15 protein-coding genes are annotated in these 13,927 nt (G+C 60.0%); 6 read left to right on the forward strand and 9 right to left on the reverse strand.

Annotation, left to right across the window (positions count from 1 at the left end):
• Window positions 1-29 precede the first annotated feature (29 nt).
• On the reverse strand, window positions 30-1,418 hold the full coding sequence (locus tag ACA047_RS22125) for a DNA recombination protein RmuC (protein WP_497360484.1): 1,389 nt from the start codon (window positions 1,416-1,418) through the stop codon (window positions 30-32).
• 175 nt (window positions 1,419-1,593) lie between these two features.
• Window positions 1,594-1,917: a sel1 repeat family protein gene (locus ACA047_RS22130; protein WP_497352954.1), complete on the reverse strand. Its 324-nt coding sequence runs from the start codon at window positions 1,915-1,917 to the stop codon at window positions 1,594-1,596.
• Between the two features lie 953 nt (window positions 1,918-2,870).
• Between ACA047_RS22130 and ACA047_RS22135 the strand changes: the two genes are divergently transcribed.
• From ACA047_RS22135 to ACA047_RS22145, 3 genes are all read left to right on the forward strand, one after another.
• A complete protein-coding gene (locus ACA047_RS22135) occupies window positions 2,871-3,095 on the forward strand; it encodes a hypothetical protein (protein WP_154851410.1) in 225 nt (74 codons plus the stop codon).
• A 275-nt stretch (window positions 3,096-3,370) separates the two neighbouring features.
• Window positions 3,371-3,853 carry a hypothetical protein gene (locus ACA047_RS22140; protein WP_497352956.1) on the forward strand — a complete coding sequence of 161 codons (483 nt, stop codon included), beginning with the start codon at window positions 3,371-3,373 and terminating at the stop codon, window positions 3,851-3,853.
• A 144-nt stretch (window positions 3,854-3,997) separates the two neighbouring features.
• Window positions 3,998-5,281 (forward strand): OmpP1/FadL family transporter, encoded by a 1,284-nt coding sequence (locus ACA047_RS22145; protein WP_497352958.1) that lies wholly within the window; start codon window positions 3,998-4,000, stop codon window positions 5,279-5,281.
• An 88-nt stretch (window positions 5,282-5,369) separates the two neighbouring features.
• Here the strand turns inward: ACA047_RS22145 and ACA047_RS22150 are convergent, their stop codons facing one another.
• The 3 genes from ACA047_RS22150 to ACA047_RS22160 form a co-directional block, all read right to left on the reverse strand.
• Window positions 5,370-5,921: a glutathione peroxidase gene (locus tag ACA047_RS22150; RefSeq protein ID WP_497352960.1), complete on the reverse strand. Its 552-nt coding sequence runs from the start codon at window positions 5,919-5,921 to the stop codon at window positions 5,370-5,372.
• Between the two features lie 183 nt (window positions 5,922-6,104).
• Window positions 6,105-7,304 (reverse strand): MFS transporter, encoded by a 1,200-nt coding sequence (locus tag ACA047_RS22155; protein WP_497360486.1) that lies wholly within the window; start codon window positions 7,302-7,304, stop codon window positions 6,105-6,107.
• A gap of 61 nt (window positions 7,305-7,365) precedes the next feature.
• Window positions 7,366-7,770 carry a MarR family winged helix-turn-helix transcriptional regulator gene (locus ACA047_RS22160; protein WP_497352962.1) on the reverse strand — a complete coding sequence of 135 codons (405 nt, stop codon included), beginning with the start codon at window positions 7,768-7,770 and terminating at the stop codon, window positions 7,366-7,368.
• On the opposite strand from ACA047_RS22160, the gene ACA047_RS22165 reads away from it, so the two are divergent.
• From ACA047_RS22165 to ACA047_RS22175, 3 genes are read left to right on the forward strand one after another with little or no spacing between them, the layout of a single operon-like run.
• Window positions 7,769-8,449: a hypothetical protein gene (locus ACA047_RS22165; RefSeq protein WP_497352964.1), complete on the forward strand. Its 681-nt coding sequence runs from the start codon at window positions 7,769-7,771 to the stop codon at window positions 8,447-8,449. The two genes, ACA047_RS22160 and ACA047_RS22165, sit on opposite strands and share 2 nt — an antisense overlap.
• Window positions 8,446-9,909 (forward strand): ATPase domain-containing protein, encoded by a 1,464-nt coding sequence (locus tag ACA047_RS22170; RefSeq protein ID WP_497352966.1) that lies wholly within the window; start codon window positions 8,446-8,448, stop codon window positions 9,907-9,909. The genes ACA047_RS22165 and ACA047_RS22170 overlap by 4 nt, the downstream gene beginning before the upstream one ends.
• A 5-nt stretch (window positions 9,910-9,914) precedes the next feature.
• Window positions 9,915-10,940 (forward strand): sensor histidine kinase, encoded by a 1,026-nt coding sequence (locus tag ACA047_RS22175; RefSeq protein WP_497352968.1) that lies wholly within the window; start codon window positions 9,915-9,917, stop codon window positions 10,938-10,940.
• Between the two features lie 41 nt (window positions 10,941-10,981).
• Here ACA047_RS22175 and ACA047_RS22180 read toward each other — a convergent pair whose 3' ends face one another.
• Genes ACA047_RS22180 through cobU form a run of 4 tightly spaced genes read right to left on the reverse strand, consistent with a single transcriptional unit; the run spans window position 10,982 to window position 13,867 of the window.
• Window positions 10,982-11,719: an adenosylcobinamide-GDP ribazoletransferase gene (locus ACA047_RS22180; protein ID WP_497352970.1), complete on the reverse strand. Its 738-nt coding sequence runs from the start codon at window positions 11,717-11,719 to the stop codon at window positions 10,982-10,984.
• Window positions 11,720-11,721: 2 nt separating this feature from the next.
• Window positions 11,722-12,297: an alpha-ribazole phosphatase family protein gene (gene cobC, locus ACA047_RS22185; protein ID WP_497352972.1), complete on the reverse strand. Its 576-nt coding sequence runs from the start codon at window positions 12,295-12,297 to the stop codon at window positions 11,722-11,724.
• Window positions 12,294-13,349: a nicotinate-nucleotide--dimethylbenzimidazole phosphoribosyltransferase gene (gene cobT / locus ACA047_RS22190; protein WP_497352974.1), complete on the reverse strand. Its 1,056-nt coding sequence runs from the start codon at window positions 13,347-13,349 to the stop codon at window positions 12,294-12,296. The genes cobC and cobT overlap by 4 nt, the downstream gene beginning before the upstream one ends.
• A complete protein-coding gene (cobU, locus tag ACA047_RS22195) occupies window positions 13,346-13,867 on the reverse strand; it encodes a bifunctional adenosylcobinamide kinase/adenosylcobinamide-phosphate guanylyltransferase (RefSeq protein WP_497352976.1) in 522 nt (173 codons plus the stop codon). Before cobU ends, cobT begins: the two co-directional genes overlap by 4 nt.
• Window positions 13,868-13,927: the final 60 nt, after the last annotated feature.

Here is a 13,927-nt window from a genome sequence, read left to right on the forward strand (position 1 = left end):
GCCAGACATCGAACCTGCGGCGAGGGGCGTTAGCAACCCTGGGTTTTTTCGGTTTCTTCAGGCAACTCAGGTAGCCCATCCGCATCCGTCATCGCGCGTTCAAGCAACTCCGTTGGCAAACTCTTGCTGGCCCGAGCGCCGAGCAACTTGAGTTGTTCGCTGCGGCTGACCAGATTGCCGCGCCCTTCTGTCAGCTTATTGCGCGCTGCGCTATAGGCCTTGTCCAACTGCTGCAAGCGACTGCCGATTTCGTCCAGGTCCTGAATGAACAGTACGAATTTGTCATACAGCCACCCCGCCCGCTCGGCGATTTCCCGGGCGTTCTGGCTCTGGCGCTCCTGTTTCCACAAACTGTCGATCACCCGCAATGTCGCCAGCAGCGTGGTTGGGCTGACGATCACAATGTTGCGGTCGAAAGCTTCCTGGAACAGGTTCGGCTCGGCTTGCAGAGCGGCAGAAAACGCGGCCTCAATCGGTACGAAGAGCAACACGAAATCCAGGCTGTGCAAGCCGTCCAGGCGTTTGTAATCCTTGCCGGCCAACCCTTTGACGTGGGCGCGCAATGACACGACGTGCTGTTTGAGGGCGAGTTGACCAATGGCGTCATCCTCGGCGGCCACGTACTGCTGGTAGGCCGTGAGACTGACTTTGGAGTCGACCACCACTTGCTTGTCGCCGGGCAGATAAATCAACACGTCAGGCTGGAAGCGCTCGCCGTCCGGCCCCTTGAGGCTGACCTGAGTCTGATATTCACGGCCCTTCTCCAAGCCGGCATGTTCGAGCACCCGCTCCAGAATCAGCTCACCCCAGTTACCCTGGGTCTTCTGGCCTTTGAGCGCGCGGGTGAGGTTGGTGGCTTCATCGCTCAGGCGCAGGTTCAGCTGTTGCAGCCGCTCCAGCTCCTTGCCCAGGGAGAAACGCTCCCGTGCCTCGGCCTGATAACTTTCTTCGACACGTTTTTCGAAGGACTGGATGCGCTCCTTCAACGGGTCGAGCAACTGACCCAGGCGCTGCTGGCTGGTTTCGGCGAAGCGCTGCTCACGTTCGTCGAAGATTTTTCCTGCGAGCTCGGCGAACTGTGCCCGCAGCTCGTCTCGCGAACCTTGCAGATCCTCCAGCCGTTGCTGATGGCTCTCCTGCTGTTCACGCAATTCGGCCTGCAATGAAGCCGCCTGGGCGTCGAGCCGCCGCAGCTCCGCTTCTTTGCCGGCACGCTCCAGATTCCAGGCGTGGGCCGCATCCCGGGCGTTGTCGCGCTCAATCTGCAACAACTCGACTTCGCGACAGGCAGCAGCGAGCTCGGCTTGTTTGGCAGCGTTGGCCTGGCTCAGGTCGCTGATTTCATCACGGCAGGCATCCAGCTGGGCGTTCAAACCGTCGTGGGCCATGTGGGCGGTGGCCAGGCGTTCTTCCAGCAGTGCCAGTTCGGTCTGCGCCGCGCTGGCTTGGCGTTGCAGGTGCCAGGCCAGCGCGAGCAACGGCACCGCAGCGCCCGCCAGGCCAAACAACAGGCTGGTCAAATCCATAGCCATGACAATTCCTGTCGGTGAAATAAAGCCCGAAGGTTAACCAAGCAGCCAGGGGTTGCCCAGCTTAGTCTTCGATTTCACCAAGCGCCTGGCGAGCCCGATGATCCCCGGCACGGGCGGCCTGGCGCAGCAGGTCGTGGCCGATGCGCCGATCGCGCGCGTTCCCGCATTCACGGCACATCAACTGCCCGAGGCGACTTTGTGCAGCCACCACCCCTTCACGGGCCGGTTGCTTGAGCAGACGACCGGCCAGGTGTTTGACACTGGGGTTTTCTCCCAGGCGTGGGCTGTCGAGCAGCCACTCGGCCACTCGCATAGAAATGCGCTTAGGTGGGGTAACACCGGAGGGTGTGGAAGTAACAGGATTTGATACTGAGCGAAACTTCATAAAGCACTGTGGGATAGATCGGAAGGCGCGCCACTCTACTCTTTTTTTCGCACGGGTAAAGTCGAAAAAAACCAGCACGCCCGTCCTAGAGCAAGTGCTTGGGACAATCCACAGAAGCTGTGGATAACTCAGTGGACAACCCACCCTGAACTCGCCGTAAGCCCTGTGGAATGGGGCCTGTGCTCAAACTGACGATTTTTTCACCAGTAAAAAAAAGCGATGTTTTTCATTGACTTAAATTTTGGATACAGGCACCCACCTCAGATTGTTTCGACATGACAGTACGATGACAGCCATCACAACGAGTGTGCACAAGTAACACCCGACTGGTTATGTCACTGCGCTTTTTTGGCACATTTTCGGCAGTAAAGCTTGGGGATAAACTTGGCAAACCCATGCCTTGCACGTCAAAGCGGTCGGGCAGATGCGCAGGCCCAAGGTCGGATCCTGTGGCGCCCTTGAGGGCATCGCAGCCGGTTTGGATCTTTTTTAACCAATGCCCTTCCCTTCAGCGATTAGATCCGTTAGTATCCCCGGCGTTAGTACCAAGCTGAAAGTCAATTCCGGGTCGAACACTTCTCCACGGTCAGCCATCCCTCAAGGGACGCTACACCGATAAAAAGAGACCGACCCCCTCGATGGTTTCCAGGTAAATCTTGCGCCAACACGACCTTTGAACGAATCCAAAGAGTGTTGCCCAGGTTCATTACTCTGACCGAACCAACCTGCAAATTGATCAGGATCTTCACCCCGGGCCCAGAACCTTTGCCCTTGATGTGTTGCCTGCCCTCCTAAGTACCTACCTGCCAGCCCAAGCGCGCACTCTATATAGCGCTCAAACTGGCTGCTTTGTTCCAGTCAGGCTCTTCGTTCGACCAATGGTGGTCGACGTTACTGGAACGTTTTAACGTTGCACGGTTCTTAACCGTGTCATTTGTAGGAACACCCATTACATGTCTGCTCAAATCCATACACAGGATGCCATCCGCACCCTAACCAACGCTTTTGCCCCAATGAACTGCCTGATCATGGCCGCTCGCAAAGGCTGCTTCAGCTTCACACTGGTCAATGAACACGGCATCGCTCGTCACAGCGAACGCCTGTACCCCGATCAGTACTCCAGCGCAGAACCGCTGCAGGCCGTGATCGAGCGTACCCGCCAGGCACTGGTTGCCTGAGACGACAGAAAGACTGAAGACCCAAAGGCCCCGCCCAAAAAGCGGGGCTTTTTATTGCCTGGTATTTCTCGATAAAGCGCAACGGCTTAAGCACCAGGCGATATAACGGTTATAGCTGTTCGCTGAAAATGATTTAAAAACAGGCCGTTACAGCGGGAATATGACACTACACTTCAAGTCAAGCGGCATGATCCGCTTCCGGCGGGGCCTGAACCGATCCACCGCTGCCAAGCCCACACCTTCAGGCCCCGCTCATTTCACACTTCGAGGGTTTTATGGGTATCGCTGCCAGCGAACTGTGTCGATATGTGATCCGCCCGACGCTCCTCTATCTGGAGCGCCATAGCGCAACGGCGGAATCCTTATTGCTGGGTATTGCCGCCAGCCAGTCCGCCCTGGGTTCAGCCCTGCATGACCGTCGCGGGCATGGCCTGTATCGCATTACCGAACCTCGTCACCGAGCGCTTTGGGACCATTACCTGGCGTTGGATCCGGAACGTGCCAGCCTGGTGCGCGGTTTGGCCAGCCAACATGCCTTCCTCAGCGGCCCGCACCTGGAATTGACCGTCAACCTGCGCTACGCCACCGCCATCGCGTGGCTGCTGGTAGAGGAACAAAACACCCCGCTTCCCGAAGCCGATGACCTGCTGGGCATGGCCCGTATCTGGCGTCAGACGTTTCATCCTCAAGGGCGCCTACGGGACTTTACCTGCGCGTGGCAAAGCTGTGTTTCATCGCTGAATCAGGTCGCTTGCTGATGGGGAATTTGGAAAGTTCCTACAATGGCGACGAATTTGGTCGGATTGTCCTACAAAACCGCTCTAAATCAAGCGATACAGGCTATAGCGCTGGAGCGAAAATGTTGGTAATTTCCGCCTCGGTGATCATCAGGAGTTCTAACAATGAAAAAAATAATGCTCAAAACCACCCTTGGGCTTGCCGTTACCTTGGCCTCCACTCAGCTCTTCGCCAGCGGCTTTGCCTTGAACGAACAAAGTATCAGTGGCATGGGTACTGGTTTTGCGGGGCGTTCTTCCTCTGCCGATGATGCAAGTACCGTGTTTGGTAACCCTGCCGGCATGTCGCGCATCAAACGCGAGCAAGTGACTGGCGGTGTGGCAGCCATCGACGCCTCCACTGATATCAGCGACGCCAGCGGCAGCCAGTCCGGTACCAACAAGGGCGATATGGTTCCGTTCACAGCCGTTCCGATGGCCTATTACGTCAAACCTATCAACGATCAATGGACCTTTGGTATGGGCGTGTACGTCCCCTTCGGCTTGGTCACCGACTACGAAAACGGCTTCCAGGGCGGCAGCTTCGGCAGCAAAAGCGAAGTTAAGGTCATCACTTTCCAGCCGACCATCAGCTATGCCTTCAACGACAAAGTGTCCATCGGTTTCGGCCCGACCATCAACCGTATTTCCGGTGTCCTGGAATCGACGCTGACCACCCCTCTGTCGTCCAACAGCGGCGACGTCTCGATCAAGGGCAACGACATTGGTTACGGCTACAACATTGGTGTGCTGGTGCAGGCGACCGACACCACTCGTTTGGGTCTGACCTACCACTCCAAGGTCGATTACAAGCTTGAAGGCCACACCGAAGTAACCGCCGGAGCAGGTACTCCCTCCTCACTCCTGAGTAGCGCACGCTACGATGCTTCGCTGAAGATCACGACGCCTGAGATGGTCGACTTTTCGGTCACTCAGGAACTCAACGATGCGTGGACCCTTTATGCCGGCAGCACCTGGACTCGTTGGAGCCGCATGAAAGACATCACGGTGAACAACGAAGGTGTGACAGCAACAAATGGCGGCGCGTTTGCTCCTTCGTTTTTCAGTTCTATCACCGAAGAACAGAACTGGCATGACACCTGGGCTTACGCCATCGGCACGTCCTACCAGTTGAATAAGCAATGGGTGCTGCGTACCGGCCTGTCCTTCGACCAATCGCCTACCAACAACGAAGATCGTTCACCGCGCATTCCTACCGGCGACCGGACCATCTTCAGCCTGGGCGCTGGTTGGAGCCCGACCGATGACCTCACCATCGACGTGGCGTATTCCTACCTCAAGGAAGAAAAAGTCCGCGTCAACGGCAGCAATGCCCTGGGCCAGTCCTACACCGCCGAATACGACAACAGCGCAAACGGTTTCGGTGTCGGTGCAACCTACCGCTTCTGATGATGCACGGCGAACCTGACCCCCTCGCCATCCGAAGCAAAAAAGCCCCGCACTCTGCAAAGAGGCGGGGCTTTTTCGTGGCTGGCGGTCAGGGCTTGGAGGCGATGGCCGCTTCAACCGCCTTGATGAACTCGGGATCGTCGGGTTTGATTCTGCTGGAAAAACTGGCAACGACCTTGCCCTGGCGATCCACCACGTACTTGTAGAAATTCCATTTCGGCGCGCCGGACTGTTCGGCCAGATGCTTGAACAACGGTATGGCGTCAGCGCCGCGCACCGCTTGTGGTTCGGTCATGGTGAAGGTCACGCCGTAATTGACGTAACAGACCTTGGCCGTCTCTTCACCGTTCTTGGATTCCTGCTTGAAATCGTTGGACGGTACGCCCAGCACTTGCAGCCCTTCGCCTTTGTAGCGCTGGTTAAGCGCCTCAAGACCTTTGAATTGCGGGGCGAACCCGCAGAAACTGGCGGTGTTGACCACCACCAGCGGCTTGCCGGCGAAGCGCTGGCATAGATCGATGGTCTCCTTGGCCCGCAGCTTGGGCAACGAGCCCTCCAGCAATGGCGGGCAATCGGTCGCCCATACTTGCCCGGTCACAACCAGCAACAGAGCGGGAACAGCAAACCAGCGCATCAACATGTCGGAAATTCCTGGAAAGCACGTCAGAGCACAACGGTACTCCGCCGCGACCGACGCCGTCCATCGCTCAACAGGTGCCCATGCCCAATTGCATCAAGGCCAACCCGCCCTGATGCCAGCCCCACCAGGCGAACGCCAGCAGCAGGCCGGCACCGACGACAATCAACCACGGGCCGACGCGGCTCATGCTGCGCCGGCCTGAGCTTGCAGGCGTGCCACCGGACGCTCGCGCACTGGCCAGTTCAACGCCGCCGCCAGCAGGCTGAGCAGGATCGACACCTGCCAGATCAAGTCATAACTGCCGGTGCGGTCGTACACCACCCCACCCAGCCAGCCACCCAGGAACGACCCCAACTGGTGGAACAGGAACACAATCCCGCCGAGCATCGAAAGATTTCGTACACCGAACAAGGTCGCCACCGTGCCGTTGGTCAATGGCACCGTCGACAGCCACAGGAAGCCCATCGCCATCCCAAACAGGTAGGCCGTGGTAGTGGTCACCGGCAGCCACAGGAACAAGCCGATCACCACCGCCCGCAACAGGTACAACCCCGTGAGCAGTCGCGGCTTGGACATGCGCCCGCCCAGCCAGCCAGCAGTGTAAGTGCCAAAGATATTGAACAGCCCGACCAAGGCCAGCACGGTGGTCCCGACACTGGCCGGGAGGTGTTGGTCCACCAGATAAGCCGGTAAATGCACACCGATGAACACCACCTGGAAACCACAGACAAAAAACGCGATCGCCAGCAGCCAGAAGCCGGAATGGCTGCACGCCTCGCGCAACGCTTCGGACAAGGTTTGCTCATGGCCGGCCAGCGGCAGCGGCGTGTCCTTGAGCATGCTCACCAACGGCACGATCAACGCCACCAGCAGCCCCAACGCCAACAATGCGGCAGACCAGCCGAGCCAGCCAATCAGCCCCAGCGTGCCAGGCAACATGGCGAACTGACCGAAAGAACCGGCGGCACTGGCGATGCCCATGCCCATGCTGCGTTTTTCCGGCGGCACGGCCCGCCCGACCACACCCAGGATCACCGAGAACGACGTGCCGGACAGGCCGATCCCGATCAACAGTCCGGCACTCAACGACAGCGACCAGGCAGAATCCGACAGGCCCATGCACACCAGGCCAAGGGCATAGAGAACACCGCCGATCAGTACCACTTTCGCCGCACCGAAGCGGTCAGCCAGCGCGCCGGTGAAGGGCTGCGCCAGGCCCCAGATCAGGTTCTGCAAGGCAATGGCGAAGGCGAACACCTCACGGCCCCAGCCGAATTCGGCACTCATGGGCGCCAGAAACAGCCCGAAGCCATGCCGCACGCCCAGCGACAACGCCAGAATCAGCGCGCTGCCCACCAGGACCCATCCACAGGTACGCCACATCGATGTCATTTTTATTCTCCGCTCGCGGGTATATACCCGCTTGTCATCGAACGAACCAGCTTCACGCCAGCTCATCCAGCAAGGCCAGCAACGCCGCACGCTTCTCGGCGCCCAGCTTCTCGATCAATCGCTGTTGCGCCGCTTCCCAGGCCGGCAACGCCGCCGCCAGCCGGGCATGCCCGGCCTCGGTGAGTTCGACGATGCGGTTGCGCAGGTCTTCACCCTCGGCCAGCGCCACCAACCCCTCACCTTCCAGCACCCGCAGATTGCGGCCCAGGGTGCTGCGATCCAGGCCCATGGCCTCGGCCAGGGAAGAAATACTCGGCTGGTCCAGGCGCGCCAGGTTACTCAGCAAAGAATACTGGGCAACGTTGATCCCGAAGCCGTCGAGGGCCCCATCGTAATACCGGCTGACGCCCCGAGCGGCACGACGCAGGTTGATGCACAAACATTGAGAAGGAAGCATGGTGCGTGTATATACCCGCGATTGCATGAATGCAAATTTAAATCCAGGATCTGCGCGCACCGAGCCGGTGCTTTCACAACAGACGTGGCTGCCAATACAAAAAAGCAAATGCCCGTCAAATGCCCCAGAACCGGTTAGTTACGCCTGCGTAAATGGCATCAGTTGTAATGCGCTGCCCAATCGAGCCTACGTGATTCGTCAGAGGGTGTACTATCAGTGTCTGCCCATCAGAAATCAGTCAGCCATGTCCGCGCTAAGCGAAGAGAGCCGCCAGATCGTAGCGTCTCTGGCGCACCGGGTCGGCCCCAACGCTGACATTGCAAGGATCGCGCAAGCGATTGTCTCCACCTTGCAGGGTATGGACGCAGCCCTCACGCCCATCATTGGTCAGCAAGGGGTTGTCGCGCTTTATCGCCGCAGCCTGCATCTGTGCGGCTCTCAACATCCGCGTCTGGCCGGTACCTATGACCGTGTGCAGGCCTTGCTGGATCTGACTGTTCTCAAGTCCGTACTCGTTGAACAAAGTGAAGCCGATGCGTTGTTTTTCGGTGAAATTATGCTGACCACCCTCTACGAGCTACTGATCACGCTGATCGGGCCTTCGCTCACCGCACGTTTGCTACGTGGCATGTGGGAACCTTCTTTGAGCGACACCCCTTCGCAGGAAAATTCGCCATGAGCACCAAAGTGACTATCAACCGCCTGGCCACCGGCGTGCCAGGACTGGACGAGGTCTTGGGCGGGGGATTGCCAGAGTTTTCGTTCAACCTGATCGCCGGTCCGCCCGGTTGCGGCAAGACCACCCTCGCGCACCAGATGATGTTTGCCCTGGCAACCCCCGAACGTCCCGCACTGTTTTTTACCGTGCTGGGCGAGCCACCGCTGAAGATGCTGCGTTATCAGCAGCAGTTCGATTTCTTCGACAGCGAAGCCATTAATCAGTCGATCCGCTACATCAACCTGGCTGACGATACCCTGGCCGGGAATCTGGACGAAGTGCTGCGGCGTATTGTCAGCGCGGTGGAGGCTCACTCCCCGGCGCTGGTGTTCGTTGACTCGTTCCGTTCAGTGGTACTGGCCAGCCAGACCCAAGACAACCCCAATAACAACCTGCCGCAGTTCGTCCAGCAACTGGGCATGCTGATGACCACCTGGCAGGCCACGACATTCCTGATTGGCGAGTATTTCACCGAAACCGATACCAACCCGATTTTCACCGTGGCCGATGGACTGATCTGGCTGCGCCAGAGCGTTCAGCGCAACTCAATGGTGCGCAAGATGGAAATCATGAAGATGCGCGGCCAGCCAACGCTGCCGGGGCTGCACACCTTCCGTATCGCCTCGTCAGGCATCAAGGTATTTGCCCCGGCGCCCTACAACCCGACCGAAGCACCGCTGCAATTCCCCATCAAGCGCCTGGCAATGGGCGTACCGCAGCTCGACGAAATGCTCGGTGGTGGCCTGCCTCGCGGTTATTCCCTGTTAGTGGCTGGCCCGTCCGGTTCGGGCAAAAGCATTCTGGCGGCATCCTTTCTCGCCGAAGGCGCGCGAAACGGTGAAACCGGCGTGATCGCGGTGTTCGAACAACGCCCCAATCATTCCCAGAACGCCACCCTCACCGACTTGATTCAAAGCGGAAAGGTCGGGCTGGTGGATAGCCGCGCTCCGGACCTGTCCATCGACGAAATCGTGCATCTGCTGTTGAGCGAGATCGCCCGCCTGAACGCTACCCGGGTAGTCATTGACTCGCTGTCGGGTTTCGAACTGGCTCTGGCGCCGACTTTTCGCGCAGACTTCCGCGAGTCGCTGTCACGCATGGTCACCGCGTTGACCAGCGCAGGTGTCAGTGTGTTGCTGACTTCGGAGCTGGAAGACCGCTACACCGACCTGCGTTTCAGCCCTTACGGCACGGCTTTTCTCACCGACGCTATTATCGTTCAGCGCTACATTGAAGTGCAGAGTCGTTTGTTGCGCATCATGGCCGTGGTCAAGGTGCGGGCCAGCACCCACTCCGATGAGTTACGCCTTTACCGCATCGACGAAGGTGGTTTGCAGATCGGTGAAATGTTGCCGGATCGGGAAGGTTTGCTCGGAGGCCGGCCTACCCTGCAACTTTCTGGCAAAGGGCCGGATGAGTAGCAATCATGGATGAGGCCAACGGAAAGAATGAGCAAGCGATGGCCTCCGCCGCTCGCGAACTGTTCCTGCTCGGCCAAAAAACCGTCGAGGCGCGCGCAGTGCTGACGGCCCTGCACAAGGAGTTGAACAGCGCCAACAGCCAACTTGCCGATAAGCAACATGTCGAACAATTGATTGAGGCCAATCAGCAGTTGGTCCTGGCGATCCTGTCGGCCCAATCCGAGGCTGAAAAACCAAAATCCACGCAGACAGAACAACAGCTGTATCTGGAAATGCGTGAAGCCAATGAGCAATTGGTCATTGCTGCCCTCAGCGCGCAAGACCTGCAAGTCTCGGCCGAACACGCGCTGGAGCGTCAGCGTAACGTCCTCGCCTTAGTGGCCCACGAACTGCGCAATCCGCTGACGCCCATCAGCATGATTGCCGGCCGACTGGTACGGGTGCCCAGTGAGGAATTGCCACGCATGCAGCAGTTGATCGAGGGTCAGGTGCGCCACATGTCTCGATTGGTGGAAGACTTGCTCGACGTCGCCCGCGCCAGCACAGGCAAGTTTCGCCTTGATTGCCGTATTGTCGACATGGTTCAGATCATCCATCGGGTGATAGAAAACTGTACCCCGGTCATGATCGCCCACAACTTGCATTTCAGCGCACAACTGCCCGAGTGTGCGTTGACGGTAAACGGCGATCCGGTACGGCTCACGCAAATTCTCGGCAACCTGCTGGACAACGCGGCCAAATACACGCCGTCGGGCGGCACGGTCATATTTACAGCCACCGCCGAAGCCGATCTGCTGCACGTAAGCATCCGCGATACCGGCATCGGTATTACCGCAAAGGCACTGCCGTTCATCTTTGAACCCTTTATGCAGGACGTTAACGCAGTCGGTTTCAATGGGGCAGGCCTGGGCATTGGTTTGACGGTAGTGCGCGAGTTGACCGAAGCCCACGGCGGCACAGTGACCGGCAAGAGTGCGGGGGATGGTAAGGGGAGCGAATTCGTGGTGACGCTGCCGTTAGTGATTGATTAATGCTGCGTTGATGTTTCCTTCCGACCTGACTGTAGCGGGGGTCATCTTAAAACCAACACCAACCCCACCAACACCGCCATCTCAAGCAGTTCCAGCAAAGCTCCGGCCGTATCTCCGGTGCATCCGGCGAGCCTGCGCAACATCATCTGTCGCAACCCGACAAATACCGTCGCGGCAATCGCCAGCGCCCATACGCCCGCCCAACCCGCCACCAGCACGCACCCCAGCGCACTGACCAGCAACACCTGCCAGCCCGCGCGGCGCGGCAAGTGGTCGGCAAGCGCCTGTCCCAACCCGCCAGCACGCACATAAGGCGTGGTCAGGAACAACCCCAGCAATGCGCCACGCCCCAGCATCGGCACGATGAGCAACGCCAGGGTCTGGCGCTGCTCGATCAGCGCCAGCAGCGCGGCGAACTTGAGCAGCAACACCAACACCAACGTAATGACGGCGATCGGTCCGCTGCGGGGGTCTTTCATGATCAGCAGCGTGCGCTCCCGATCACCAAAGCCGCCGAGCCAGGCATCGGCGCTGTCGGCCAGGCCGTCCAGATGCAGGCCGCCGCTGAGCAGCACCCACGCCGTCAGCAACAGCGCGGCATGAAGCAACAGCGGCGCGCCGAGCAACACGGCATCGAGCCCCCACAGCAACCCACCGAACAACAGCCCCACCAGCGGATAGAACAGCAGCGAACGACCAAGCTGCGCGGGCTCAGGCATGCCCGGCAAACGAACCGGCAGGCTGCTCAGAAATTGCAGGGCGATCCAGAACGACAACATCTTCAGCCCTCCTCTTTCAGGACTGAACCGGACGACACCCAAAGAGAAAACAACGCGCCATGGCCCACTTCGACATTGAGCAACTGCTCCCGAGGCAGGCCTCGGGCCCGGGCCAGCAGCAAGCGCATCACGCCGCCATGGCTGACCAGCAAAACGCGTTGACCTGCATAGGCAACGTGCAAGCGCTCGACCGCTGCCAGGACTCGCCTCGAAAACTCAAGCACCGGCTCGCCGTCGGGTGGCGTGAAGGCGTAGGGGTCGGCCCAGAACTGGCCCAGGGCCTGGGCGTCGGTGTCCATCAACGCCGCCGCGCTGCGGCCTTCCCAGGCGCCGAAATGCAGTTCTTGCAGATCCTTGTCCAGGTGCACCGGCAGATCGAGTCGGGCACCGAGTTGTTCAGCGAAACGAGCACAACGTTGCAACGGCGAACTCACCAGACGATCCCAGGGCCCACCCGCCGCGACAGCCGCGTGCATCTGTTCCCAGCCCCTGGCCGTCAAGGCATCGTCGAGGCTACCGCGCAGCCCGCCACCCAGCTCGGTTTCGCCGTGACGCAGCAGGTCCAGGCGCAAGGTCATGCCGGACGATCCGCCACGGCCGCTTCGGCAAACGTCGCCATTTGCCCGTGGAGGTCACAAGCCAGGCGCAACAGCGGCACCGCCAGCGCCGCGCCACTGCCCTCACCCAGGCGCAAACCCAGGTCGAGCAGCGGTTCGGCACCGAGGGCTTCCAGAACGTGGCGATGCCCCGGCTCGGCGCCGCGATGACCGAACAGCAACCACGGCCTACAGGCTGGATTGAGGCGCACCGCCACCAGCGCCGCGACGCTGCAGATAAAACCATCCACCAGCACGGCGACGCCCTGCTGGGCACAGGCCAGATAAGCGCCGGCCAGCGCGGCGACTTCAAAGCCGCCCAGGTTGAACAGTGTTTGCAACGGGTCGTTGCTCTGGGCACCGTGCAGCGCCAGCGCGCGCTCGATGACCTGGGCCTTGCGGCTGACACCCGCCGCGTCCAACCCGGTGCCCGGCCCGACCAGATGCGCCACCGGGCAATCGAGCAAGGCACAGGCCAGGGCGCTGGCCGCCGTGGTGTTGCCGATGCCCATCTCGCCGCCGATGAACAGCTGAGCCCCGGCGGCGACGGCACGTACGACGCTGTCGCGCCCCGCTTGCAAGGCCTGCTCGCCCTGAGTCACGGTCATTGCCGGGCCCTGGACGAAATTCGCGGTGCCAGGCCCGACGTTCAAGTGCCGCACACCCGGCAGGTCCAGCGAAGGCGTCACGGTGCCCAGATCCACCACTTCCAGCGAAGCGCCCAGTTGCCGCGCCAAGACGCTGATGGCCGCGCCGCCGCTGACGAAGTTGAGCAGCATCTGCCCGGTCACTTCCTGGGGATAGGCCGATACGCCTTCAGCCACCACGCCATGATCACCAGCAAAAATCGCGATCCACAGCTGATCCAGGTTCGGCTTGACCTGCCCTTGCAGGCCCGCCAACTGCACCGCCACCGATTCGAGCCGGCCCAGGGAGCCGGCCGGTTTGGTCAGCTGTTGCTGACGGGCCTCGGCCTGTTCCAGAACCTGGGTGTCGAGGGGCTTGCACGGGTCCAGCCACCAGCGGTGAGTCATAACGCAGTACCTTTGAGGATCAGGGGCAGGCCGGCAACGGTCAGCACGACGCGCTGACAACGTTCGGCCAGGGCTTGATGCAGCCAACCGGCTTCATCGACGTAACGGCGAGTCAACTCGCCCAGCGGCACGACACCCATTCCGGTCTCGTTGCTGACAAAAATAATTTCACCGGGCAGCGAGGCAAGGCAGCCCAGCAGTGCGTCGCGCTCCTCGGTCAGTTGATCGGGGTCGTCAAGCATCAGCAGATTGGTCAGCCAAAGGGTCAGGCAATCCACCAACAGGCATTGCCCTAAACCTGCGTTTTCCTGGAGCACCCGCGCCAAGGCCAACGGCTCTTCCACCAGCGCCCATTCGGCCGGACGCCGAGCGCGGTGTTGGGCGACCCGCTCGTCCATCTCGCCGTCCAGAGGTTGGCTGGTGGCGATGTAAGTCACCGGCAATTGGCTGTCTGCCGCTAGCCTTTCAGCCAGGCGACTCTTGCCGGAGCGGGCACCGCCGAGGATTAGTTGCAACATCGTGTTTTACCTTTTATTGGCGGTGTAGCGATTGGCCCCATCGCGAGCAGGCTCGCTCCC

This window comes from Pseudomonas sp. LBUM1664 (assembly GCF_059695895.1).

Excerpts from the sequence above, each read along its gene's own strand:
- ACA047_RS22130 (WP_497352954.1), bottom strand. The coding sequence starts at position 1,917 with ATGAAGTTTCGCTCAGTATCAAATCCTGTTACTTCCACACCCTCCGGT.
- ACA047_RS22135 (WP_154851410.1), top strand. The coding sequence starts at position 2,871 with ATGTCTGCTCAAATCCATACACAGGATGCCATCCGCACCCTAACCAAC.
- ACA047_RS22140 (WP_497352956.1), top strand. The coding sequence starts at position 3,371 with ATGGGTATCGCTGCCAGCGAACTGTGTCGATATGTGATCCGCCCGACG.
- ACA047_RS22145 (WP_497352958.1), top strand. The coding sequence starts at position 3,998 with ATGAAAAAAATAATGCTCAAAACCACCCTTGGGCTTGCCGTTACCTTG.
- ACA047_RS22150 (WP_497352960.1), bottom strand. The coding sequence starts at position 5,921 with ATGTTGATGCGCTGGTTTGCTGTTCCCGCTCTGTTGCTGGTTGTGACC.
- ACA047_RS22155 (WP_497360486.1), bottom strand. The coding sequence starts at position 7,304 with ATGTGGCGTACCTGTGGATGGGTCCTGGTGGGCAGCGCGCTGATTCTG.
- ACA047_RS22165 (WP_497352964.1), top strand. The coding sequence starts at position 7,769 with ATGGTGCGTGTATATACCCGCGATTGCATGAATGCAAATTTAAATCCA.
- ACA047_RS22160 (WP_497352962.1), bottom strand. The coding sequence starts at position 7,770 with ATGCTTCCTTCTCAATGTTTGTGCATCAACCTGCGTCGTGCCGCTCGG.
- ACA047_RS22170 (WP_497352966.1), top strand. The coding sequence starts at position 8,446 with ATGAGCACCAAAGTGACTATCAACCGCCTGGCCACCGGCGTGCCAGGA.
- ACA047_RS22175 (WP_497352968.1), top strand. The coding sequence starts at position 9,915 with ATGGATGAGGCCAACGGAAAGAATGAGCAAGCGATGGCCTCCGCCGCT.
- ACA047_RS22180 (WP_497352970.1), bottom strand. The coding sequence starts at position 11,719 with ATGTTGTCGTTCTGGATCGCCCTGCAATTTCTGAGCAGCCTGCCGGTT.
- cobC (WP_497352972.1), bottom strand. The coding sequence starts at position 12,297 with ATGACCTTGCGCCTGGACCTGCTGCGTCACGGCGAAACCGAGCTGGGT.
- cobT (WP_497352974.1), bottom strand. The coding sequence starts at position 13,349 with ATGACTCACCGCTGGTGGCTGGACCCGTGCAAGCCCCTCGACACCCAG.
- cobU (WP_497352976.1), bottom strand. The coding sequence starts at position 13,867 with ATGTTGCAACTAATCCTCGGCGGTGCCCGCTCCGGCAAGAGTCGCCTG.